The sequence below is a fragment of the Pseudomonas bubulae genome (genome assembly GCF_900618535.1).
Classification (GTDB): Bacteria; Pseudomonadota; Gammaproteobacteria; order Pseudomonadales; family Pseudomonadaceae; genus Aquipseudomonas; species Aquipseudomonas bubulae.
The window spans coordinates 215,545-238,954 of the sequence record NZ_UYJA01000003.1 but is presented as its reverse complement, the minus strand read 5'-3'; the positions used below and the strand labels follow the sequence as shown (position 1 = coordinate 238,954).

Genomic DNA, 23,410 nt, shown 5'->3' with positions numbered 1-23,410 from the left:
CTTGACCGGGTATTCGCCAGCACAGAAGGGGCGAAGACCTGGCAAGTTTGCCATGCACCAATAAAAAAGCCCGTCAGATGACGGGCTTCAAATTACGTAAGACGAATGCCGTTAAAGCGGCTTGCCACGGTTGCCATGCTGGCTGACAAAGCCCTGGACAGCCTTGAGGTCATTAGCCAGTACGGTGTAACGCTCCTCTCGCTCAAACAAGTCAGAAAGGTGAGACGGCAGTTCGAGCGCTTTTCCTATGCCGGCTTTTTCAACCGCTTCAGGGAACTTGACCGGATGTGCCGTGCCCAGAATGACCATCGGGATATCCAGACTGCGACGGCATTCACGGGCCGCACGCACACCGATAGCGGTGTGCGGATCGAGCACTTCGCCGCTTTCGACAAATACCTGAGCGATGGTTTCGCAGGTTTGCTCATCATCAACCGCCAGCGAATCAAACAGACGACGCGCTTCGGTCCAGCGATCTTCATCAACGCTGAAATTGCCGGTTTGCTTGAAGGTATCCATCAGACCGGCAACGGCTGCGCCATTGCGACCATGAAGGTCGAACAGCAAGCGCTCGAAGTTCGACGACACCATGATGTCCATCGACGGCGACAGAGTCGCGTGCAAGGTGTCCTTGGCGTACTGATTGCCGCTCATGAAGCGGTGCAGGATGTCGTTGCGGTTGGTGGCAACGATCAGCTGGTTGATCGGCAGGCCCATGTTGCGTGCCAGGTAGCCCGCAAAGATGTCGCCGAAGTTGCCGGTAGGCACCGAGAACGACACGGAACGGTGCGGCCCGCCCAGTTGCAGGGAGGCATGGAAGTAGTAAACGATCTGGGCCATGATCCGCGCCCAGTTGATCGAGTTTACGGCGACCAGGCGTGTACCCTTGAGGAAACCCTGGTCGGCGAAGCTGGCCTTGACCATTTCCTGGCAGTCATCGAAGTTGCCTTCGATGGCGATGTTATGAATGTTGTCACCGAACAGCGTGGTCATCTGCCGACGCTGGACTTCCGATACCCGGTTGTTGGGGTGCAGGATAAAGATGTCGACGTTTTCGCAATGCTTGCAGCCTTCGATCGCCGCCGAACCGGTATCCCCGGAAGTCGCGCCGACAATCACCACACGCTCGCCACGCTTGGCCAGCACGTAGTCGAGCAAGCGGCCGAGCAGTTGCAGGGCAAAGTCCTTGAACGCCAGGGTCGGACCGTGGAACAGCTCAAGTACCCATTCATTGCCATTTAGCTGACGCAGTGGCGCTACAGCTGCGTGGGAAAACGCGCCGTAGGTTTCTTCGAGAATCTTTTTGAAGTCTGCATCCGGAATGCTGCCGGTCACGAACGGGCGCATAACCCGAAAGGCCAGTTCGTGGTAAGGCAAACCGGCCCAGGAAGCGATTTCTTCCTGGGTAAAGCGCGGCAGGTTTTCCGGTACATACAAACCGCCATCACTGGCCAGACCGGCCAGCAACACATCTTCAAAATTCAGGGCCGGTGCCTGGCCACGGGTACTGATATAGCGCATGGGTTCAAACCTTCGGTTTGAGCGCCAAGCGGTTTAGCGCCAGGCAACAAGTAAAAGCCGATGTGCTCTTGCTTGCCGCTTGCCGCTGCCGCTTGCCGCTCTTAATTAATTAAGATGCTCAACGCGGATGCGAACGACCGGACCCACAACGCCCTGCAATGCTTCAAGCGCGGCAATGGCATCGTTGATGTGCTGTTCAATTACCCGATGGGTCAACAGGATCATTGGCACCAGGCCGTCATGCTCTTCGACTTCTTTCTGCATGATCGATTCGATGTTGATGCCGCGCTCGGACAAGATGCTCGCCACCTGGGCCAATACGCCCGGGTGATCTTTGGCCTGGATGCGCAGGTAGTAGGCGCTTTCGCACGCTTCGATCGGCAGGATCGGATGGTCGGAGAGCAGATCCGGCTGGAAGGCCAGGTGCGGTACGCGGTTTTCCGGGTCGCTGGTCATGGCACGCACCACGTCTACCAGGTCGGCAACCACGGACGAAGCCGTTGGTTCCATACCGGCGCCAGCACCATAGAACAGGGTCGAACCGGCAGCGTCACCGTTGACCATGACTGCGTTCATTACGCCGTTGACGTTGGCGATCAGGCGGTCAGCCGGAATCAGCGTCGGGTGAACCCGCAACTCGATGCCGTTGGCCGTGCTGCGTGCAACACCCAGATGCTTGATGCGATAACCCAGCGCCTCTGCGTAATTCACATCAGCGGTTGTCAGCTTGGTGATGCCTTCGGTGTAGGCCTTGTCGAACTGCAACGGGATACCGAAAGCAATCGACGCCAGAATGGTCAGCTTGTGCGCCGCATCGATACCTTCAACGTCAAACGTCGGGTCTGCCTCGGCATAACCCAGCGCTTGTGCTTCAGCCAGCACGTCTTCGAACGTGCGGCCTTTTTCGCGCATTTCGGTGAGGATGAAGTTACCGGTACCGTTGATGATGCCCGCCACCCAGTTGATACGATTGGCCGAGAGACCTTCACGGATCGCCTTGATCACCGGGATACCGCCTGCAACGGCCGCTTCGAACGCCACGATCACGCCCTTTTCCTGGGCTTTGGCGAAGATTTCATTACCGTGAACGGCAATCAGCGCCTTGTTCGCGGTCACGACATGCTTGCCGTTTTCGATGGCCTTGAGCACCAGTTCACGGGCGATGGTGTAACCACCAATCAGCTCGATAACAATGTCGATTTCAGGGTTGGTCGCAACAGCGAATACATCGTTGGTAATGGGGGTACCGGTAATGTCGCACTGAGGGTTTGGCGTACGCATTGCAATTTGCGCAACCTGGATACCACGCCCGGCACGGCGGGCAATCTCCTCGGCGTTACGCTTTAGTACGTTGAAGGTGCCGCCACCGACGGTCCCGAGCCCACAGATACCTACTTTGACCGGATTCACGCTGAACTCCCCATAAAACGGCCGACTCAAGGTCGGCCGTGAAAAACAACCGTGGATTGCCACGGTTCTCTATTAATGGCCGGGCAACTGAACTGCCCCGCCATGATCGTCACAGGCTTATCGTGACGACACTGGATTATTTAACACTGAGTGCCAGCTTGCCAACCTGCGCAGCAGGCTGATAACCCGGAATCACCTGACCGTCAGCCAAAACGATGGCTGGCGTGCCATTGACGCCGATGGACTGGCCCATGGCGAACTGCTTGGCAACCGGATTGGCGCATTTTGGCGCCTCGACGGTTTTACCATCAGTCATCTTGTCCATCGCCGTTTTTTTGTCCTTGGAACACCACACTGCCTGCAGCTGCTGGTCACCCGGTGAGCCGAGGCCCTGACGCGGGAACGCAACATAGCGCACTTCAATCCCCATCTTGTTCAGTTGCGGGACTTCGGCATGCAATTTGTGGCAATACGGGCAAGTGGTGTCGGTAAATACCGTGATATGGGACTTGGTTTCGCCGATGGCAGGGTAAACGACGGTCTCTGCCACCGGAATGCCATTAATCAACTTGGCCACGCCAACACGTTCGGCCTGCTCGGTCAGGTTCACCGGCTTGCCGTCCTTGAGCTGGAACATGTAGCCCTGAACGATGAACTGGCCATCGGCACTGGCATACAGCACGCGGCTGCCCTTGAGCTTGACTTCATACAGGCCGGCCATGGGGCTGGCACTGATGCTCTCGACCGGCACATCCAGTTGCAGGGTTTCGAGGCTCTTGCGGATTGCTTGTTCGGCGCCGGTATCGGCGAACGAGAAGGTGCTGACCAACGCAATGGCTGCGGCGGCGAAAATCTGGATCACACGCATGGGAACTCCTGAAGACGGGCAAAGCTGCCAACCCCGATACCCGTCCTGAAACAACGGGTTTGGGCGGCGCGCTTTCTAAACCGGCAAAGCCTACCACAGATGGCCTGCATGACCGACTCCGACTAGCCACGCGGGTGATGGAGGGCATGCAGGTCCTGCAGTCGGGCACGGGCAACATGGGTGTAAATCTGTGTCGTCGAGAGGTCGCTGTGCCCCAGCAGCATTTGCACCACACGCAAATCGGCGCCGTGATTGAGCAAATGGGTGGCGAAGGCATGGCGCAAGGTATGTGGCGACAGCGACTTGTTGATCCCGGCCACCCTGGCCTGATGCTTGATGCGATGCCAGAAGGTCTGGCGGGTCATCTGTTCACCGCGCTGACTGGGAAACAGCACATCACTGGGGCGACCGCCCAGCAGCTCATGCCGGGCATCGCGCATGTAGCGCTCGACCCGGACGATGGCCTCCTCCCCCATCGGCACCAGGCGTTCCTTGCTGCCCTTGCCCATCACGCGCAAAACACCCTGGCGCAGGTTGACCTGCTCCAGAGTCAGGCTGATCAATTCGGTTACGCGCAGGCCACAGGCATACAGTACTTCAAGCATGGCCCGATCACGCTGGCCGATAGCCTCACTCAGATCAGGGGCGGCGAGCAGCGCTTCTACGTCGGCCTCTGACAGGGACTTGGGTAATGGCCTGCCCAACTGGGGCATATCTACCTGCAAGGTAGGGTCGACGGCAATCAGGTTTTCTCGCAGCAGATAACGATAGAAGCCACGCAAACCTGAGAGCAAGCGCGCAGTCGAGCGAGGCTTGTAGCCCTGCTCCAGGCGCCAGGCGAGATGATCGAGGATCAACTCGCGCCCGGCGTTGGCCACAGCGATACCGCGCTCCTGCAACCAGCCATTGAATAAGGCCAGGTCACTGCGATAAGCACCGCGGGTGTTGTCCGACAGGCCTTTTTCCAGCCACAGGGCATCTAGAAAACGGTCGATAAGTGGGTCGTCTATAGCGGGCATTGGCTCTCGAAACGCACAGGCCGGAGGCTGCGCACAAATATAAAGTGAACTGCAAAAGTGAGCGCTAGTCTTTCATGGCTGGCGGATGCCATAAACCCCAAGTTTTCACAGGATGACCTTATGACCGAACAACAGATTTTGCTGTCTTTCGGCGGCATCGGCATCGCTGCCCTGGGCTCACAGTGGCTGGCCTGGCGACTGAAGCTGCCGGCCATCCTGTTTCTGCTGTTGAGCGGGATCCTGGTCGGCCCGGTATTGGGCTGGCTGGACCCGCAAGAATTGTTCGGCCCGCTGCTGATGCCGCTGGTCTCACTGGCGGTGGCGCTGATTCTGTTTGAAGGCAGCCTGACCCTGCATTTGTCCGAGTGGCGCGAAATCGGCACTGTGGTCCATCGGCTGGTCACTATCGGTGCGCTCTCGACCTGGGCCGTGATCACCCTGGCGACCCATTGGCTACTGGGCTTTGACTGGCTTCTGGCCTTGCTGTTCGGCACGCTGACACTGGTCACCGGGCCTACGGTGATTGTGCCGATGCTGCGCGTAGTACGGCCCAAGGCATCGATTGCCAATATCCTGCGCTGGGAAGGCATTGTCATCGACCCGATTGGCGCGCTGCTGGCGGTGGTGGTCTACAGCTTTATCATCGCCAGCGCCACGGGCGAGGGCCTGAGCCACAGCCTGCTGACCTTTGCCGGGGTGATTGTATGCGGCAGCTTGTTCGGCATTGTAGGTGGCTGGATCATGGGGCAGATCGTACGCCGCCAATGGCTGCCGGAGTACCTGCACAGCCTGGCCACGCTGGCAGCAGTGCTGGGCGTATTTATTGGCGCCAATACGGTGATGCATGAGTCCGGACTGCTGGCGGTCACCTTGATGGGCATGTGGATGGCCAATATGAAGGGGGTGGATGTACGCAACATCCTGCACTTCAAGGAAAACCTGAGCATCTTCCTGATCTCGGGGCTGTTTATCCTGCTGGCGGCGCGCCTGGACTTGAACGCCATGATCGGCCTGGGGCCTGTGGTGCTGGTGTTGCTGCTGATTATTCAATTTATCGCCCGGCCGCTGAACGTGGTGATTTCGACCTTTGGCTCAAAACTGAACTGGCGCGAACGCGCCTTGCTCGCCTGGATCGCCCCACGCGGGATCGTCGCGGCAGCCGTTTCAGCAATTTTTGCGATCCGCCTGGACGAAGCAGGCCATGACGGCGCGCTGCTACTGGTGCCCCTGACCTTTGCAGTGATCATCGGTACGGTGGTGCTGCAAAGCGCGACGGCACGGCCCCTGGCCCGCCTGCTCAAAGTCGCGGAGCCGGCCCCCAGCGGCTTTTTGATCGTTGGCGCCAATGGCCCGGCCCGGGTTATTGGCAAGGCATTGCAGCAACTGGGCAGCCGCGTACTGCTAACCGATTCCAACTGGGAACACATTCGCGCCGCGCGCATGGACAACTTGCCCACTTACTTTGGCAATCCGGCTTCAGAGCATGCCGAGAGTCACCTGGATCTGGTGGGACTGGGGCATTTGCTCGCACTGTCACCCTCTGGCGAGTTGAATACCCTGGCAGCGGCACGCTTTCATCACGAGTTCGGGCTGCAGCGCTTGTTTACACTGACCAATGGCCAGGAAATTCGCCGCACTGACAAGCATCGCGCCAGCCACGAGTACCGCGGTCAAGCCCTGGGCAACCCGGCGCTGACCTACGGTCAGCTCGCCAGTGAGTTGAGCCAGGGAGCCGAGCTGTACAGCACCACACTGACCGACAACTTCACCTGGGCGGACTACCTGGCCCTGCATGGCAAGCGCGTCACCCTGCTCTTCGCCCGCGACAACACTGGCTGGGTGCATGTAGTGACACCTGACAGTGAATTGAAACCAGGCTCCGGGTGGACGCTGCTGGCGTTGATCAGGCACCCGTAGCAGCTGTTACGAGGCAAACCCTGGCAACACCGGTACCGGGCGCTTGTCATCATCGATGGCGACAAAGCTGAACAAGCCCTGGATCGCCAGTTCGCGACCATCGCAGCTCATGCTTTCGACATACACCTCGACCTCAACCTTGAGGCTGGTGTTGCCAACTTTAACCACACGCCCCACCAGCTCAACGATGGAGCCAGCCGCGATCGGATGGTTGAAATCAATACGGTCCGTGGACACAGTCACCAACGGCAGACGACAAAAACGCGTTGCAGCAATAAACGAAACTTCGTCCATCCACGCCAGCGCGGTGCCGCCAAACAGGGTGTTGTGGTGATTGGTGGTAGAGGGGAATACCGCTTTGGTAATACGGGTAACGGAGAGGTCGGTACGGCGTTGAATCTCTTGCTCACGCGAAGTCATGCTTTCTTACTACCTACAACTGGACAAAGGTCTGACAAATCTCAGGCAACAAAAAAGCAGCCCGAAGGCTGCTTTTTTCTGCATCGGGAAGCTGGACTTAAGCCAGTTTTTCCTTGATGCGAGCTGCTTTACCCGACAGGTCGCGCAGGTAGTACAGCTTGGCTTTACGCACGTCACCGCGACGCTTAACAGCCATGCTGTCGATTTGCGGGCTGTAGGTCTGGAAAGTACGCTCTACGCCAACACCGTTGGAGATTTTACGAACAGTGAAAGCACTGTTCACGCCACGGTTACGCTTGGCAATCACTACACCTTCGAAAGCTTGCAGACGCGAACGATCGCCTTCCTTCACTTTCACCTGAACGACAATGGTGTCGCCCGGGGCAAAAGGAGGGATCTCTTTAGTCATCTGCTCTGCTTCGAGTGCAAGGATGATTTTGTTAGTCATGCTGTGCTCCTAAGGTAGATCAACTGATCTACCATCGATACGTTGTTAACTATCGTCCCGCTCGCGGATGTATTCCTCGAGCAGCTTCTTCTCTTCTCCAGAAAGCGAGCGGCTTTCCAGAAGATCGGCGCGTCGTTCAAAGGTCCGCCCAAGGGACTGCTGTAAACGCCAACGCCGGATGTGTGCATGATTGCCACTAAGCAATACGTCGGGAACACGCTGATCCGCATACACCTCCGGTCGGGTGTAGTGCGGGCAATCCAGCAGACCATCCGTGAAGGAATCTTCCTCCGCGGAGTCCGCATGCCCTAAAGCTCCAGGCAGCAGTCGTGTAACCGCATCAATCAGAACCATCGCCGGCAGCTCGCCACCAGAGAGTACATAGTCACCAATTGACCACTCTTCATCGACATAAGCGTCTATAAAACGCTCGTCAATGCCTTCATAACGACCTGCAATAAGGATTAATGCTTCCTCATTCGCCAGCTCGCGTACCGCCGACTGATTCAGTTGACGGCCTTGGGGCGACAGGTAAATCACCTTCGCCGCCTCTCCGGCTGCTTCTCTGGCCTGAACCAGTGCATCTTCCAGAGGCTTGATCTTCATCACCATGCCCGGACCACCGCCAAATGGGCGATCATCCACAGTGTGATGCCGATCCGTTGTGTAGTCTCGCGGGTTCCAACAAGTCAGCTGCAAGAGCCCTTGTTTCACCGCACGACTAGTGATGCCGTAGTCGCTGATGGCGGAAAACATTTCGGGAAACAAACTGATCACTTCTACGCGCAATTTAGCCACGCTTAGAAGTCCGCATCCCAATCCACCTTCATCTCGCCAGCTGCAAGGTCGACGCTCAACACGCATTGCTCTGTATAGGGCAACAAGCGATCACGATCATCCAGGCTACCTGGGCAAGGTTTGACTTCCATGACATCGTTCGAGCCAGTTTCCATCAGGTCAACAATCTTGCCGAGCAATTGCCCTTCAAGGTTGGTCACTTTCAGTCCCTGCAGCTGGTACCAGTAGTACTCGCCGTCGGTCAGTTCAGGAAACAGGTTACGCGGCACGCAGATTTCGAATTCACGAAGAAGACCAGCTTCATCACGGTCATCGAGACCCTTGAGCTTTACAACCAGAAACTTGCCGTTATGAGAACGGCCACTGACCAGCTCTGCCTGTCGTACATCATTACCGCGCCGAAGCGTCAGTTTTTTGTAGTCCAACAGGTTATCAATTGGATCCGTAAAGGAATAAACCTTCACTTCGCCGCGCACGCCGTGAATCGAGTAGATTTTGCCGATAACGATCAAATCATCAGCAGTTTCAGGCGTCACGCTCATATTGCTCAGGCCGCAGCCTTAGCGTTTTCTTTAACCAGCTGAGCAACACGCTCAGACAGTTGAGCACCAACGCTCAGCCAGTAGGCGAGGCGGTCTTCTTTAACGGAGAAACGGATTTCCTGACCACGGGCAACCGGGTTGAAGAAACCAATTTGTTCCTTGTGGGAACCGTCACGTGGGTTACGGCTGTCGGTAACGGTCAAGTGGTAAAACGGGCGCTTTTTGGAGCCGCCAAGGGCAAGACGGATTGTTAGCATGTGAACATCGTTCCTGTAGTCGGTGCTGCAAATCTAAAGGCACAGCGGGCATAGGTGCCCGAAAGGCCGCATATTCTAAGGAATATCCGGACTTTTGCAAATGTCTTTTTCTGGCGCCTATCGGCATGCCGTACAGACTTGCAACTAGGTCACCACGAATGGTGACAGGTCAGCTCCCGCACAGTGCGGGTTTGCCGGGTGTCTCGCATTGCTGCGAGTTGCCCGGACGCAAGCGTCCGGGCGGGTAAATTACATTTTTGGCATGCCGCCGCCGGGCATCATCGAGCCCATGCCGCGCATCATTTTCGCCATCCCACCTTTGGTGGAGAATTTTTTCATCATCTTTTGCATCTGCTTGTGCTGCTTGATCAAGCGGCCGATGTCCTGCACCTGAGTGCCGGAGCCCATGGCAATCCGGCGTTTGCGCGAACCGCTGATCAGCTCAGGGTCGCGGCGCTCGGCCGGGGTCATGGAGTTGATGATGGCTTCCATCTGCTTGAACTGTTTCTCAGCTGCGCCCTGGGCATTGCCCATTTGCGCCAGATTGACACCACCCATGTTCGGCAGTTTGTCCATGAGGCCGCCAAGGCCACCCATGTTCTTCATCTGTTGCAGCTGGTCACGGAAGTCTTCGAGATCGAAGCCTTTGCCTTTTTTAAGCTTTTTAGCCAGTTTGTCGGCTTTGTCTTTATCGAGGGTCTGTTCGGCCTGCTCGATCAGGCTGAGCACGTCGCCCATGCCGAGGATGCGCGAAGCGATACGATCCGGGTGGAACGGCTCGAGCGCATCGCTCTTCTCACCCATACCGATGAACTTGATCGGCTTGCCGGTAATGGCTCGCACGGACAACGCCGCACCACCCCGGGCATCACCGTCGACCTTGGTCAGGATCACCCCGGTCAGCGGCAATGCATCACCGAACGCCTTGGCGGTGTTGGCCGCATCCTGGCCAGTCATGGCGTCGACGACAAACAGGGTTTCTGCCGGCTTGACGGCCGCGTGCAGCTCCTGGATCTCGGTCATCATCTCGGCATCGATATGCAGGCGACCTGCGGTATCGAGGATGACCACGTCGATGAACTTCAGCTTGGCTTCCGCAATGGCGGCGCGAGCGATGTCTACCGGCTTCTGGCTCAGGTCGGACGGGAAGAAGGTTACGCCGACTTCATTGGCCAGGGTTTCGAGCTGTTTGATCGCAGCCGGACGATAAACGTCGGCCGAGACCACCATCACGGTTTTCTTTTTGCGCTCTTTAAGGAAGCGCGCCAGCTTGCCGGCAGTCGTGGTTTTACCAGCGCCCTGCAAACCGGCCATCAATACAACGGCTGGCGGCGTGACATTAAGGACCAGGTCCTCGTTGGCAGCGCCCATCAGGCTTTCAAGTTCAGCCTGAACAATTTTTACAAACGCCTGGCCCGGCGTCAGGCTGCGCGACACTTCAGTGCCGACAGCGCGCTCTTTGACCGCAGCGACGAAGTCTTTGACCACTGGCAAAGCCACGTCGGCTTCCAGCAACGCCATGCGTACTTCACGCAGGGTGTCTTTGATATTGTCTTCGGTCAGCTTGGCCTTGCCGGTGACATGGCGCAGCGTCTGCGAAAGACGGTCGGTTAAATTTTCAAACATGCGCGATCCTTTCAGGCCCAAAGTAGACCGGGGTTATTGCGGCCCAGCCCGTGTAAAACTGATGCTCGGCGAGCCTGCGGCGTGGGCAGGTCGCGGATTATAGCGAAGACTGGCCGTGTCCGACACCATGCCGTCGGCTTATGTGGTCTTTCGTGCACAGGCGGTTGTATGCCAAACTCAGTCCTTTCGGGCTTGCCTAACAGGATTTATGCTCCCCTTGTCACCCAGTTTGCTACCCAGCCTCGCCGCCGCCTGCTTGTATGCCGCTGCGACCTTCTATCAGGGCTCTTGTCTGCGCCAGGGCGCAAAGGCAAACAAACGCCTGTTGGTGACGCTCGGCATTCTTGCCGTACTCGCCCACGCCGCCAGCCTGTTCACCCACCTGATGACGCCTGCAGGCCTTGAACTGGACTTCTTCAGTGCAGCCAGCCTGATTGCCGTGGCCGTGATTACCGTGACCCTGGCGGCCTGCGCCCGCATACCGGTCGAGAACCTGCTGCTGCTTTTATACCCGCTGGGCATGCTGACAGTACTGCTGTCCGAATTCGCCCCGCCCGGCACGGTTCAGGTCATTAATGAAGAGCCAGGCATACTCGCGCATATCCTGCTGTCGATTCTGGCCTATGGCATGTTCACCATTGCGGTGTTCCAGGCGCTGTTGCTGTCGCTGCAGAACTATCAGCTCAAGCACAAGCATCCCAAGGGCCTGATCAAGAACTTCCCGCCACTGCAAACCATGGAAAGCCTGCTGTTCGGCTTTCTCTGGGCGGGCTGGTCGCTGCTTTCGCTGTCTCTGGTTTCCGGTTGGCTGTTTCTGGGCAACCTGTTCGCCCAGCACCTGGTGCACAAGACCCTGCTGGCCTGCCTGGCCTGGATCGTATTCAGCGTGTTGCTGTGGGGCCGTCACCACCTCGGCTGGCGCGGTCACAAGGCCATCCGCTGGACCTTTGCCGGTTTTTGCCTGCTGATGCTGGCCTACTTTGGCAGCAAGCTGGTTCGTGAATACATTCTGCATATCTGACGGGCGATAATTATGGATAGCTTGCCCCCTGGGCCGATTCTGACAATTTCGGCACTATTGATCGCAGGAGCCGCTGTATTTATCGGCTTTATACTGGGCAAAAGCAGTGCCCGCGCCAGGCGCACCAACGCCCAGCAGCTGCGAGAGGAGGCTCCCCAGCAACAGGACGAGCAGCCCAACAGCCGCCCGGCCCTGCTATCAGGCATCCATGCGCTGGACAACATCACGGTCAACGATATCCTGATCCCGCGCAACGAAGTCGAAGGCCTGAACCTCGACGACCCGATCGAAGACCTGATTGAGCAGTTGCGCCAGACCTCGCGCACACGCCTGCCGGTGTTTCACAACGACATCAACCAGGTCGAAGCCATCCTCAATACCCGCCACATCCAGCACATGCTGCCCGACGCCAGCCTGACCAAAGAGGCACTGCTGGCCGTTTGCCACGAACCTTACTTCATCCCCGAAAGCACCCCGCTGCAACTGCAACTGCTTAACTTCCACAAGCAGCAGCGCCGCCTGGGCGTGGTGGTCGATGAATACGGCGAAGTGCTTGGCATCGTGACGCTTGAGGACATCCTCGAAGAGATCGTCGGCGAGTTCGAAGACGAGCAGAATATCGATAACCCCCATATCGACCCCCTGCCCGACGGCCGTTATGTTGTCGATGGTGCAGCCTCCATTCGCGAGCTGAACAAGGCTCTGGGCTGGCACCTGCCCTGCGACGGCCCGAAAACCCTCAATGGCCTGGTCACCGAAGCGCTGGAAACCATCCCCGAGACTACCGTGTGCCTGAAAATCGGCGGCTATCGCCTGGAGATCCTCCAGACCGAAGAAAACCGCGTCAGCCGCGTACTGATCTGGCACAACAGCGTCAAGCCCGCGGTTTAATCGCCGCGCAAGGTCTTGTTACATTTGAGCGGGCCTCCCTATAATCATCATCGCTTACCCAAGCCTCGCCAACACGCGTGTTACCCGCACCCAGCGCTGTCGGCGCGTTGTATGACGCAGTACCTGCGTACGTTCCCATCCTGAACTGCGCTTGCACCCTGTTATCCCTCAGGGCCAACGACCATAAAAATTGCTCGCCATGTCGCACCGCCAAAGCGGACATCGGCACAGGGCTCATAACTGTCAGGGATATACGCATGACCTCCAGCACAACCTATAGCGAAGCTACGCCCGACAAGCCGGCCAACTCCGCCACCCGCGTCGCCACGGCCAGCTTTATTGGCACGGCCATCGAGTTCTACGACTTTTATGTGTATGCCACCGCCGCTGCACTGGTGATAGGCCCGGTATTTTTTCCGCAGACATCCGGTACCGCACAAATGCTGTCGGCGTTTCTGACCTTCGGCATCGCCTTTCTCGCCCGCCCGCTGGGCTCATTCCTGTTTGGCCACTTCGGTGACCGCATCGGACGCAAATCCACCCTGGTGGCCTCACTGCTACTGATGGGCGTGTGCACCACATTGATCGGGGTGCTGCCGGGCTACGCCACAATCGGCGCCTGGGCCCCGATCCTGCTGTGCGTGCTGCGCTTCGGCCAGGGCCTGGGGCTGGGTGGCGAATGGGGCGGCGCGGCATTGCTGGCCACCGAGAACGCCCCCAAGGGCAAGCGCGCCTGGTATGGCATGTTTCCGCAACTGGGGCCTTCGATCGGTTTTCTGGCGGCCAATGGCCTGTTTCTGATTCTGGCCATGAGCCTGAGCGATGAGCAGTTCCGCTCCTGGGGCTGGCGCATTCCCTTCCTGCTTAGCGCAGCGCTGGTGATGGTGGGTCTGTATGTACGCCTGAAGCTGGAAGAGACACCGGTGTTTGCCAAGGCCGTGGCACAGCACGAGCGGGTGAAAATGCCCATCGTCGAACTCTTCAGCCAATACTGGGCACCGATGCTGCTGGGCGCCGCTTCGATGGTGGTGTGTTACGCACTGTTCTATATCTCGACAGTGTTTTCCCTGAGCTATGGCGTCGCCACCCTGGGCTATACCCGCGAAACCTTCCTCGGCCTGCTGTGTTTTGCCGTGCTGTTCATGGCGGCGGCCACACCTCTGTCGGCGTGGGCCAGTGACCGTTATGGACGCAAGCCGGTGCTGATAGTCGGTGGCGTGCTGGCGATCTTGTCAGGTTTTCTGATGGAGCCTTTGCTCACCCACGGCACCACCTGGGGTGTGGCGCTGTTCCTGTGCATCGAGCTGTTTTTGATGGGCGTGACCTTTGCCCCGATGGGTGCCCTGCTCCCTGAACTGTTCCCGACCCGCGTGCGCTATACCGGCGCGTCGGCGGCTTACAATCTGGGTGGCATTGTCGGAGCTTCCGCTGCACCTTTTTTTGCGCAAAAGCTGGTGAGCATGGGGGGGTTGAGCTGGGTAGGCGGGTACGTGTCGGGCGCAGCGATTCTCAGCCTGATTGCCGTGCTGTGCCTGAAGGAAACGAAAGAGGCTGACCTGAACAAGGTGGTTTAAAGAAACACTCAACCTGTGGGAGCGGGCTTGCTCGCGATTGCAACGCCTCGATACATCAGATGTACCGGGGCAATTGAATCGTGAGCTAGCCCGCTCCCACAATGGTTTTTACAGCTCTACAACTACTGCCTTGGCCGCGCGGGTCGCTTTGGCGCGAGCTGCTTCAATCGACTCATCGCGAGCCAGGGCCACGCCCATGCGACGCTGGCCGTTGACCTCTGGCTTGCCGAACAGGCGCAATGCGGTGTCCGGTTCGCTCAGGGCAGCTCCCAAGTTGGCGAATGCCGTCCGGGTCGACTGGCCTTCCACCAGAATCACCGCCGAAGCCGATGGCCCGAACTGACGAATCAATGGAATCGGCAGGCCGAGAATGGCGCGAGCATGCAATGCGAACTGCGACAGATCCTGAGAAATCAATGTCACCAGGCCGGTATCGTGCGGGCGCGGCGACACTTCGCTGAACCACACCTGATCGCCCTTGATAAACAACTCAACGCCAAACAGACCACGACCACCCAGCGCTTCAGTAACAGCCTTGGCGACACGCTCGGACTCGGCCAGAGCAATCGGGCTCATGGCTTGTGGCTGCCAGGATTCCTGGTAATCGCCCTTCTCCTGTCGGTGACCAACCGGTGCGCAGAACGTGGTACCGCCAATATGGCGCACGGTCAGCAAAGTAATTTCGTAATCGAAGTCGATAAAGCCTTCGATAATGACCCGACCCTTCCCTGCACGACCACCCTCTTGCGCGTAGTCCCAGGCAGCCTTTACATCATCGGCGCTGCGCAGAAGGCTCTGGCCCTTGCCTGACGAACTCATTACCGGTTTGACCACACACGGAAAGCCCAGGTCCAGCACGGCAGCGCTGTAGTCTTCGAAGGTGTCGGCAAAGTGGTACGGCGAGGTTGGCAGGTCCAGTTCTTCAGCCGCCAGACGACGAATGCCTTCGCGGTTCATGGTCAACGACGTGGCACGCGCCGTCGGAATAACGGTGAAACCTTCAGCTTCCAGCTCCACCAGGGTGGCGGTGGCGATGGCTTCGATTTCCGGAACGATAAAGTGCGGTTGTTCTGCTTCGATGACGGCACGCAGGGCGGCGCCGTCAAGCATGTTGATCACATGGCTGCGATGGGCAACCTGCATGGCAGGTGCATTGGCGTAGCGATCGACGGCGATCACTTCGACCCCCAGGCGCTGCAATTCGATGACAACTTCTTTGCCCAGCTCACCGCAGCCACACAACATGACGCGGGTCGCAGTGGGCGACAGTGGAGTTCCGATACGGGTCATTTCAGGTCCTCAAGGAAACAAAATCATCGAAGGCACTGACCAAGCCAGCGCCTGCAGGGGGATACAAAGGCCGGCATTTTACATGACTAGACCGAGGCTTTGCGCAAACGCCAGGCCATTGCCAGCCATACGCAGGTGACGCCGGCGAATTTCGAGGCCATGGCGGTAATGATCACGCCAGGGGTGAAGGCATCGATCATGCCGAAGAAGATAAAGGTGTCGATCGGGATGCTCAGCGCAGAGCTGATCCACAAGCGGTCATGCAAAGGCCGCTTGGTGATGCTGAAGACCAGCCAGTCGATGCACTCGGACACGGCGAAGGCAGTGGCGCTGGCCAGTGCAATGGAAGGATCGGAGGTGACGTACGACAACACCAGGGCCGCCAGCATGGCCAGCAGGGCACCGTGACCGAATCGGGTTTGCACCATGTCGCGCAATACAAACACCAGGCCACCCCAGGCTGACCAGATTATGTCCAGGTGCGGCGCAGTGGAAAACGCGTAGTTGATCAGCACGACGCTGGCGATATAAGCGACAAGAAACAGCATGGCAGCGGGCGACACCTCTAAATAAGGCGCACAGGGTACTTGAGTCGCAGTCGATTTTGTACCCGCGACATCCCCCTGCGGGAGCGGGCTTGCTCACGATGATATCAGCGCAGTTTGCCTGACAGGTCGCGGCGCCTGCATCGCGAGCAAGCCCGCTCACACAATAAAGAAGCGTTTTCAGCTACCGGAACCCAACATCCACACCACACCACTTGCTTTGGCCCGCTCATGGCACAGCACTAGCACCTCGCGGCGCTCCGGGTTGGTCATGCGGCTCCAGCGGGTGATTTCCGCCACGGTACGCTGGCAGCCACTGCACACATCGTCGTCGTCCAGCGCGCAGATATTCACACAGGGCGAGGCGACCGGGCGCTCTGCTTCCGTCATTGTTCTTGCACCTGAAGGTCACGGGCATATCGCTGGCCGTTCTTGACGTAGTGGGCCGCGCTGGCTTCCAGCAATTTTTTCTGCTCATCCGTCAGGTCACGTACCACCTTGCCCGGCGACCCCATGACCAGCGAGCCGTCCGGAATTTCCTTACCTTCGCCAATCAACGAATTGGCGCCAATGATGCAGTGCTTGCCGATTTTCGCGCCATTGAGGATCACCGCATTGATACCGATCAGGCTGTAATCGCCCACCGTACAACCATGCAACATGGCGTTATGGCCAATGGTCACGCCGGTGCCAAGTGTGAGCGGATAGCCCATGTCGGTATGCATCACCGCGCCATCTTGCACATTGCTGTGCTTGCCGATCAGGATCAGTTCGTTATCGCCACGCAACACGGCGTTAAACCAGACACTGGCGCCCTCTTCCAGGCGCACCTTGCCGATCAGGGTGGCATTGGGTGCGGTCCAGCTTTCGGGATGGGTTTCGACGAACGAGTCGCCCAAGCGGTATTTCATGGGATGTCCTCAAGGCAGGCGTGGCCGTCTGCTGACGGCTCTAAATTGGAATGGAACGTTCAGGCGGGGTATGCAGGTTGATATTGACGTCGTCATAGAGCAGGTTCATCAGCTCCACGATCATGATTGCCGTCAGTCCCCAGATTTTATACACGCCAAAACGGTAGCTCGGCACGTACCAGCTACGGCCCTGGTAGTCGATGCGATGAGTGTGCTCACGCGGGTCCTGGCGGAAGAACTCCAGCGGCACGCTGAATACCGCGGCGATTTCGGCGTCATTGGCCAGATACTCAACGTAATCCGGGACCAGACCGACATAAGGCGTTACGCGAATACCGTGTAACGAGATCAAGGGGCTCAGCGGCCCGATCACCTCGACCAGCCCCGGCGGCAAGCCGATTTCTTCTTCGGCCTCACGCAGGGCGGTGAACACCAGGTCGGGGTCTTCCGGATCGCGGCGACCGCCCGGAAAAGCCACTTCACCACCGTGGGTCGACAACCCGCTGGCACGCAGGGTGAGAATCAGCTCAGGCTCAGAACTGCGTGTGACCGGCAACAACACCGCAGCTTCCGGGTAATTCCGTTCTGTTTCCAGCGTCCGTGGGGTATAGCGGCTCACACGGCCAAGCAGCTCGTCCAGCATAGGTCATCTCGATCCGGCACTTATCGGGCATCATGCACCAAATCGCACCGGGCACCCAAGTCCTACAGTGTCGCAGCCCGCCAGACCACACTTGCCGCGAGCCCGCCTCAACCCCCAAGATAGGCAACGAGCCAGAGACCACAGCATGAAATTTTGTAGCCAGTGCGGCCATTCCGTCAGCCAGCATATCCCGCAAGGCGATTCGCGCCTGCGCTATGTCTGCGACCACTGCCAGACCATTCATTATCAAAACCCCAATATTGTCGCCGGTTGCGTGCCCGTGTGGGGCACACAAGTGCTGCTGTGCCGTCGCGCCATCGAACCGCGCAAAGGCTACTGGACACTGCCCGCAGGCTTTATGGAGAACGGCGAGACGGTTGAAAACGCGGCCCGACGCGAAACCCTGGAGGAAGCCTGTGCCGTGGTTGAGAACCTGGCCATCTACACCCTGATCGATGTGCCGCATATCAATCAGGTGCATATTTTCTACCGCGCCGACCTGCTGGGCCCGAACTTCGCAGCCGGTGAAGAGAGCCTGGAAGTGCGCCTGTTTGAAGAAGTCGACATCCCTTGGTCAGAGCTGGCTTTCCGCACGGTCAGCCGTACCTTAGAATGCTTTTTCGCTGACCGCCCGGGCGCTCACTACCCCGTACGCAGCGAGGCTGTAGCACCGCTGGCCAGCCTGAAGACCGCCCAAAAATAATGCTGCTTGCCTTGTAACTCAGGAATGTTCCTCTAATGCGTTGGTTGCTCGCTGCTCTATGCCTGTCATTTGCCGTTACCTGCCAGGCCTCTGTTGTCATAACCGTAAACGGCAAACCCGTTGATAAAAACCAGGTCCTGAAACCCGCCCCTTCGTCGCTTCCGGTACGTCCCGGGCAGAATATCGACAAGGTGCTGGTCATCAAGTCTGCCCGCAAGCTGGAGCTGATCAGCAACGGCAAACCGGTCAAGACCTACCGCATCTCCCTGGGCAAACAACCCAAGGGCCCAAAAGTACGCGAAGGGGACAAACGCACTCCCGAGGGCATCTACTGGGTCGACTGGCGCAAAAAAAGCGACAAGTTCAACCTGGCGATGCACATCAACTACCCCAACATCAGCGACGCTGCCACGGCCCGGCGTGAAGGCCTGAACCCGGGCTCGATGATCATGATCCACGGCACCCCGGACAGCGAAGACAACCCCGAGGAACTGTTCCATACCCTGGACTGGACCGATGGGTGTATCGCGATGAAAAACCACGAAATGCGTGAAGTCTGGAACCTCGTTCCAGACGGCACCATGGTTGAAATCCGCCCGTAGCCAGCTGTCATACGAGCAACAAAAAACCCGCTGACCGGTAACGGTTCAGCGGGTTTTTTATATGACGTGTGGCTAGAAATCAGCCAGTTGCCACACTTCGTACGCCGGGGTTTCATACGGGTGGCTGTGCTTGAGCGCAGTCACCACGGCCTGAATCAGATCATCGGCGACGACCAGCTCAACCTTCCACTCCCCCACATACTCGACCTGACCAGTTTGCCCGATGAACGGCTGGCTGCCGTCCAGCGCGCGAAACTGGCCCTGGCCCATGGTCTGCCAGGCGCAGTGGTCATAGCTGCCGATCCGTCCGCCACCGGCAGCGAATACGGCATCCTTGACCACGTCCACATGGCTCGGAGGAACGAAAAAGCTGAGCTTGTACATGCTCTTAATCTACCCACACACGAGCGTTGCGGAACATGCGCAACCACGGTGCATCTTCGTTCCACTCTTCCGGGCGCCACGAGTTCTGCACGGCGCGGAATACCCGCTCCGGGTGCGGCATCATGATGGTCACACGGCCGTCACGGCTGGTCAGGCCGGTAATCCCGCGCGGCGAGCCGTTAGGGTTGGCCGGGTAGTTTTCCGTGACCTTGCCGTGGTTGTCGACGAAGCGCAGCGCCACCGAACCGGACAGGTCCGCTTGCAGCATGGCTTCTTCGCTGGCGAACTCGGCATGACCTTCACCATGAGCAATGGCGATCGGCATGCGCGAACCGGCCATGCCCTGCAGGAAGATCGAGTTCGACTCCTGAACCTGGACCATCGCCACGCGGGCTTCGAACTGCTCGGAACGGTTGCGCACAAAGTGTGGCCACAGCTCGCTGCCAGGGATCAGTTCGCTCAGGTTGGACATCATCTGGCAACCGTTGCACACACCCAGGGAGAAGCTGTCAGTGCGCTCGAAGAAGCTCTGGAACGCATCGCGGGCACGGGCATTGAACAGCGCCGACTTGGCCCAGCCTTCACCGGCACCCAGTACGTCGCCGTAGGAGAAACCACCGCAGGCAACCAGACCTTTGAACTCGTTCAGGTCGACACGGCCGGCCAGAATATCGCTCATGTGTACGTCGATTGCATTGAAACCGGCACGGTCAAACGCCGCGGCCATTTCAACCTGACCGTTGACGCCCTGCTCACGCAGGACAGCCACTTGCGGACGAATGCCTTTCTTGATGTACGGCGCGCTGATATTGGCGTTGACGTCAAAGCTCAACTGGGCAGTCAGGCCCGGGTTGTCTTCTTCGAGCAGCACGTCGAACTCTTGCTGTGCGCAGTCCGCATTGTCACGCATACGCTGGATCTGGAAGCTGGTTTCAGCCCACTGGCGTTGCAACTCGCCACGCTGACCGACAAACACTTTTTCACCGTTGAAGGTGATGGTGACTTCGCTGTTGTTCAGCGGCTGGCCGATCACGTCGACACACTCGCCCAGGCCTGCAGCGCTGAACTGTGCAAGCACATCAGCAGTCGCGTCCTGACGCACCTGAATCACGGCGCCCAGTTCTTCGTTGAACAGGATGGCCGGGAGCTGGCTGGCGCTGTCTGCGAGGCAATCCAGGGTCAGGTTCAGACCGCAGTGGCCGGCAAAGGCCATTTCCATCACGCTGGTCAGCAAACCACCGTCGGAACGGTCATGGTAAGCCAGCAGGTGACCATCGGCATTCAGGCCCTGGATCACCGCGAAGAAAGCCTTGAGGTCTTCTGCGTCATCAACGTCAGGGGCCTGCTTGCCCAGCTTGCCGTAGGTCTGGGCCAGGATCGAGGCGCCCATGCGGTTCTGGCCACGGCCCAGGTCGATCAGGATCAGATCGGTCAGGCCTTTGTCCATGCGCAGTACCGGGGTCAGGGTCTGGCGAACGTCGAGCACCGGGGCAAAACCGGTCACAACCAGCGACAGCGGCGAGGTCACGGTTTTGTCCGTGCCCTCTTCGCTCCAGCGGGTTTGCATCGACATCGAGTCCTTGCCCACCGGAATGGTGATGCCCAGCTCAGGGCACAGCTCCATGCCGACAGCCTTGACGGTGTCGTACAAGCGGGCGTCTTCACCCGGGTGGCCTGCAGCGGACATCCAGTTGGCTGACAGCTTGATGTCGCTGATCTTGCCAATGCGCGAAGCCGCGATATTGGTCAGGGTCTCACCAATTGCCATGCGGCCCGATGCCGGAGCATCCAGCAGTGCCAGCGGCGTACGCTCGCCCATGGCCATGGCTTCACCGGTGTAGACGTCGAAGCTGGTTGCGGTGACAGCAACGTCAGCCACAGGAACCTGCCACGGCCCGACCATCTGGTCGCGGGCAACCAGACCGGTGATGGTGCGGTCGCCGATGGTGATCAGGAAGCTTTTGCTGGCAACGGCCGGGTGATGCAGAACGCGCTCGACGCACTCGCCGATGCTCAGTTGTGCCGGGTCGAAATCATCGCCCAACTCTTCTTCGCGAACAGCCGAACGGTGCATGCGCGGCGCCTTGCCCAGCAACACTTCCAGTGGCATGTCCACCGGGTTGTTGCCGAAGTGGCTGTCGGTCACGGTCAGTTGCGGCTCGGCAGTGGCTTCACCGACGACGGCAAACGGGCAACGCTCGCGTTCGCAGATCGCCTGGAAGCGCTCGAAATCTTCGACGCCCACCGCCAGAACATAACGTTCCTGGGATTCGTTGCTCCAGATTTCGTGCGGGGCCATGCCCGGCTCGTCGTTTGGAATGTTGCGCAGTTCGAAACGGCCACCACGGTCGCCGTCGTTCACCAGCTCAGGGAATGCGTTGGACAAACCGCCAGCACCCACATCGTGGATAAAGCTGATCGGGTTCTTGTCACCCAGCTGCCAGCAGCGGTCGATCACTTCCTGGCAACGACGCTCCATTTCCGGGTTTTCGCGCTGTACCGAAGCGAAGTCCAGGTCAGCCGAGCTTGCGCCGGTGGCCATAGAGGATGCTGCACCGCCACCCAGGCCGATCAGCATGGCCGGACCGCCCAGCACGATGAGCTTGGAGCCCACGGTGATTTCGGCTTTCTGCACGTGTTCGGCGCGGATGTTGCCCATGCCGCCGGCCAACATGATCGGCTTGTGGTAACCACGCACTTCTTCGCCACGGGGGGTGGTGATGGACTGCTCGAACGTACGGAAGTAACCGGTCAGGGCAGGACGACCGAATTCATTGTTGAATGCAGCACCGCCCAGCGGGCCTTCGATCATGATGTCCAGCGCGGTAACAATGCGCTCAGGCTTGCCGTACGGCACTTCCCACGGTTGTACAAAGCCCGGGATCTGCAGGTTGGACACGGTGAAACCGGTCAGGCCGGCCTTTGGCTTGGCACCACGACCGGTTGCACCTTCGTCACGGATCTCACCACCGGAGCCTGTCGCTGCACCCGGGAACGGGGCAATGGCGGTCGGGTGGTTGTGGGTTTCTACCTTCATCAGGATGTGCACTGGCTCCTGCACCGCACCGTACTGGCGGGTTTCGGGATCCGGGAAGAAACGCCCGGCAACACTGCCGACGATAACCGACGCGTTGTCTTTATAAGCAGACAGAACGCCTTCGCTGTGCATCACGTAGGTGTTCTTGATCATGCCAAACAGGCTCTTGTCCTGGCTTTGGCCGTCGATGTCCCAGCTGGCGTTGAAGATCTTGTGGCGGCAATGTTCGGAGTTGGCCTGGGCAAACATCATCAATTCGATGTCGTGCGGGTTGCGACCCAGACCGTTGAAGGCATTGACCAGATAATCGATTTCGTCTTCGGCCAGGGCAAGGCCCAGCTCGACGTTGGCTTTTTCCAGCGCGGCACGACCGCCACCCAGTACGTCAATCGCGGTCAGCGGCTTTGGCTCGGCGTGGCTGAACAAGCCTGCAGCCTGCTCCAGAGCGCCCAGCACGATTTGCGTCATGCGGTCATGCAATACAGCGCCGATCAGTTCGGCATCCGCATCGCTGAACTGGCCAGCTACATAGAATGCAATGCCGCGTTCCAGGCGCTGGATTTTAGCCAGGCCACAGTTACGGGCAATGTCGCTGGCCTTGCTCGACCAGGGAGAGATGGTGCCAAACCGCGGCAACACCAGGAACAGTCGGCCGCTCGGCTCTTGGACCGGCACGCTTGGGCCGTACTTCAGGAGACGAGCCAGTACCTGCTGTTCATCGCTGGTCAGCTCACCGGTGGTATCGGCAAAGTGGGCGAATTCAGCATACAAACCAGTGACAGACGGAACCTTGAGGCTCAGTTGTGCAAGGAGTTTGCTGTGGCGAAAGGCAGAAAGGGCAGGAGCGCCGCGCAGGATCAACATCTTCGGGACAGCCTCGGGAGGGGTATGCTTTGAGGCCGGGCATTCTAGCCTAAACCGTTCGCCACGGCACCCGAAACGGCACACCTGAAGCGCACCAGACGTCGCGAATCGACCAAAGC

General features: G+C 58.6%; 22 protein-coding genes and 1 pseudogene. 6 read left to right on the top strand and 17 right to left on the bottom strand.

Translation table 11 applies throughout. The features are described 5' to 3' along the window. Positions 1–111: 111 nt before the first annotated feature. The 4 genes from thrC to xerD form a co-directional block, all read right to left on the bottom strand. On the bottom strand, positions 112–1,521 hold the full coding sequence (gene thrC / locus PPTH39_RS12105; RefSeq protein WP_095001256.1) for a threonine synthase: 1,410 nt from the start codon (positions 1,519–1,521) through the stop codon (positions 112–114). Between the two features lie 105 nt (positions 1,522–1,626). After that, positions 1,627–2,931, bottom strand: coding sequence for a homoserine dehydrogenase (locus tag PPTH39_RS12100; RefSeq protein ID WP_016781922.1), 1,305 nt, complete (start codon positions 2,929–2,931; stop codon positions 1,627–1,629). A gap of 136 nt (positions 2,932–3,067) precedes the next feature. Then, on the bottom strand, positions 3,068–3,799 hold the full coding sequence (locus tag PPTH39_RS12095) for a DsbC family protein (RefSeq protein WP_095001255.1): 732 nt from the start codon (positions 3,797–3,799) through the stop codon (positions 3,068–3,070). 122 nt (positions 3,800–3,921) lie between these two features. After that, positions 3,922–4,818, bottom strand: coding sequence for a site-specific tyrosine recombinase XerD (gene xerD, locus PPTH39_RS12090; RefSeq protein WP_095026616.1), 897 nt, complete (start codon positions 4,816–4,818; stop codon positions 3,922–3,924). A gap of 120 nt (positions 4,819–4,938) precedes the next feature. On the opposite strand from xerD, the gene PPTH39_RS12085 reads away from it, so the two are divergent. Continuing rightward, positions 4,939–6,735: a cation:proton antiporter gene (locus PPTH39_RS12085; RefSeq protein WP_095001253.1), complete on the top strand. Its 1,797-nt coding sequence runs from the start codon at positions 4,939–4,941 to the stop codon at positions 6,733–6,735. A gap of 6 nt (positions 6,736–6,741) precedes the next feature. Here PPTH39_RS12085 and PPTH39_RS12080 read toward each other — a convergent pair whose 3' ends face one another. The 6 genes from PPTH39_RS12080 to ffh all read right to left on the bottom strand — a co-directional run bounded on the left by PPTH39_RS12080 (position 6,742) and on the right by ffh (position 10,826). Beyond that, positions 6,742–7,155 carry an acyl-CoA thioesterase gene (locus PPTH39_RS12080; RefSeq protein WP_095001252.1) on the bottom strand — a complete coding sequence of 138 codons (414 nt, stop codon included), beginning with the start codon at positions 7,153–7,155 and terminating at the stop codon, positions 6,742–6,744. 97 nt (positions 7,156–7,252) lie between these two features. Continuing rightward, positions 7,253–7,603, bottom strand: a complete 351-nt coding sequence (gene rplS, locus PPTH39_RS12075) for a 50S ribosomal protein L19 (RefSeq protein WP_003440273.1) — start codon at positions 7,601–7,603, stop codon at positions 7,253–7,255. 45 nt (positions 7,604–7,648) lie between these two features. Beyond that, the gene (gene trmD, locus PPTH39_RS12070; protein ID WP_003440270.1) at positions 7,649–8,401 is read right to left on the bottom strand and encodes a tRNA (guanosine(37)-N1)-methyltransferase TrmD; all 753 of its coding nucleotides are present in this window, start codon (positions 8,399–8,401) and stop codon (positions 7,649–7,651) included. A 2-nt stretch (positions 8,402–8,403) separates the two neighbouring features. Further along, positions 8,404–8,943, bottom strand: coding sequence for a ribosome maturation factor RimM (rimM, locus tag PPTH39_RS12065; protein ID WP_048363294.1), 540 nt, complete (start codon positions 8,941–8,943; stop codon positions 8,404–8,406). A gap of 5 nt (positions 8,944–8,948) precedes the next feature. Next, positions 8,949–9,200 carry a 30S ribosomal protein S16 gene (gene rpsP / locus PPTH39_RS12060; protein WP_095001251.1) on the bottom strand — a complete coding sequence of 84 codons (252 nt, stop codon included), beginning with the start codon at positions 9,198–9,200 and terminating at the stop codon, positions 8,949–8,951. 249 nt (positions 9,201–9,449) lie between these two features. Then, entirely contained in the window at positions 9,450–10,826 is a 1,377-nt protein-coding gene (ffh, locus tag PPTH39_RS12055; RefSeq protein ID WP_095001250.1) for a signal recognition particle protein, read from the bottom strand. A 208-nt stretch (positions 10,827–11,034) separates the two neighbouring features. Here ffh and PPTH39_RS12050 point away from each other — a divergent pair, with 208 nt between their 5' ends. The 3 genes and pseudogenes from PPTH39_RS12050 to PPTH39_RS12040 all read left to right on the top strand — a co-directional run bounded on the left by PPTH39_RS12050 (position 11,035) and on the right by PPTH39_RS12040 (position 14,312). Continuing rightward, positions 11,035–11,847 (top strand): cytochrome C assembly family protein, encoded by an 813-nt coding sequence (locus PPTH39_RS12050; RefSeq protein WP_095001249.1) that lies wholly within the window; start codon positions 11,035–11,037, stop codon positions 11,845–11,847. A gap of 186 nt (positions 11,848–12,033) precedes the next feature. After that, positions 12,034–12,738 (top strand): annotated as a pseudogene (locus PPTH39_RS12045) (transporter associated domain-containing protein); the annotation flags it as partial. Between the two features lie 257 nt (positions 12,739–12,995). Further along, entirely contained in the window at positions 12,996–14,312 is a 1,317-nt protein-coding gene (locus PPTH39_RS12040; RefSeq protein ID WP_095038757.1) for an MFS transporter, read from the top strand. Between the two features lie 108 nt (positions 14,313–14,420). On the opposite strand, the gene purT is transcribed toward PPTH39_RS12040, so the two are convergent. The 5 genes from purT to PPTH39_RS12015 all read right to left on the bottom strand — a co-directional run bounded on the left by purT (position 14,421) and on the right by PPTH39_RS12015 (position 17,701). After that, positions 14,421–15,602, bottom strand: a complete 1,182-nt coding sequence (purT, locus tag PPTH39_RS12035) for a formate-dependent phosphoribosylglycinamide formyltransferase (protein WP_095024903.1) — start codon at positions 15,600–15,602, stop codon at positions 14,421–14,423. 86 nt (positions 15,603–15,688) lie between these two features. After that, positions 15,689–16,150, bottom strand: coding sequence for a VUT family protein (locus tag PPTH39_RS12030; RefSeq protein WP_095018202.1), 462 nt, complete (start codon positions 16,148–16,150; stop codon positions 15,689–15,691). A 177-nt stretch (positions 16,151–16,327) separates the two neighbouring features. Continuing rightward, a complete protein-coding gene (locus PPTH39_RS12025; RefSeq protein WP_016781908.1) occupies positions 16,328–16,537 on the bottom strand; it encodes a DUF1289 domain-containing protein in 210 nt (69 codons plus the stop codon). Further along, positions 16,534–17,058, bottom strand: coding sequence for a gamma carbonic anhydrase family protein (locus PPTH39_RS12020; protein ID WP_095001245.1), 525 nt, complete (start codon positions 17,056–17,058; stop codon positions 16,534–16,536). Before PPTH39_RS12020 ends, PPTH39_RS12025 begins: the two co-directional genes overlap by 4 nt. 40 nt (positions 17,059–17,098) lie before the next feature. Beyond that, positions 17,099–17,701: a CoA pyrophosphatase gene (locus PPTH39_RS12015; protein ID WP_095001244.1), complete on the bottom strand. Its 603-nt coding sequence runs from the start codon at positions 17,699–17,701 to the stop codon at positions 17,099–17,101. A 145-nt stretch (positions 17,702–17,846) separates the two neighbouring features. Between PPTH39_RS12015 and PPTH39_RS12010 the strand changes: the two genes are divergently transcribed. Together PPTH39_RS12010 and PPTH39_RS12005 are read left to right on the top strand one after the other, a co-directional pair. Beyond that, positions 17,847–18,404: an NUDIX hydrolase gene (locus PPTH39_RS12010; RefSeq protein ID WP_095001243.1), complete on the top strand. Its 558-nt coding sequence runs from the start codon at positions 17,847–17,849 to the stop codon at positions 18,402–18,404. A 35-nt stretch (positions 18,405–18,439) separates the two neighbouring features. After that, a complete protein-coding gene (locus PPTH39_RS12005; RefSeq protein ID WP_095001242.1) occupies positions 18,440–19,006 on the top strand; it encodes a L,D-transpeptidase family protein in 567 nt (188 codons plus the stop codon). Between the two features lie 72 nt (positions 19,007–19,078). Here the strand turns inward: PPTH39_RS12005 and PPTH39_RS12000 are convergent, their stop codons facing one another. Both PPTH39_RS12000 and purL read right to left on the bottom strand, forming a co-directional pair. Beyond that, the gene (locus PPTH39_RS12000; RefSeq protein ID WP_130872004.1) at positions 19,079–19,390 is read right to left on the bottom strand and encodes a YqfO family protein; all 312 of its coding nucleotides are present in this window, start codon (positions 19,388–19,390) and stop codon (positions 19,079–19,081) included. 4 nt (positions 19,391–19,394) lie between these two features. Next, positions 19,395–23,291 (bottom strand): phosphoribosylformylglycinamidine synthase, encoded by a 3,897-nt coding sequence (gene purL / locus PPTH39_RS11995; RefSeq protein ID WP_095023045.1) that lies wholly within the window; start codon positions 23,289–23,291, stop codon positions 19,395–19,397. Positions 23,292–23,410 lie beyond the last annotated feature (119 nt).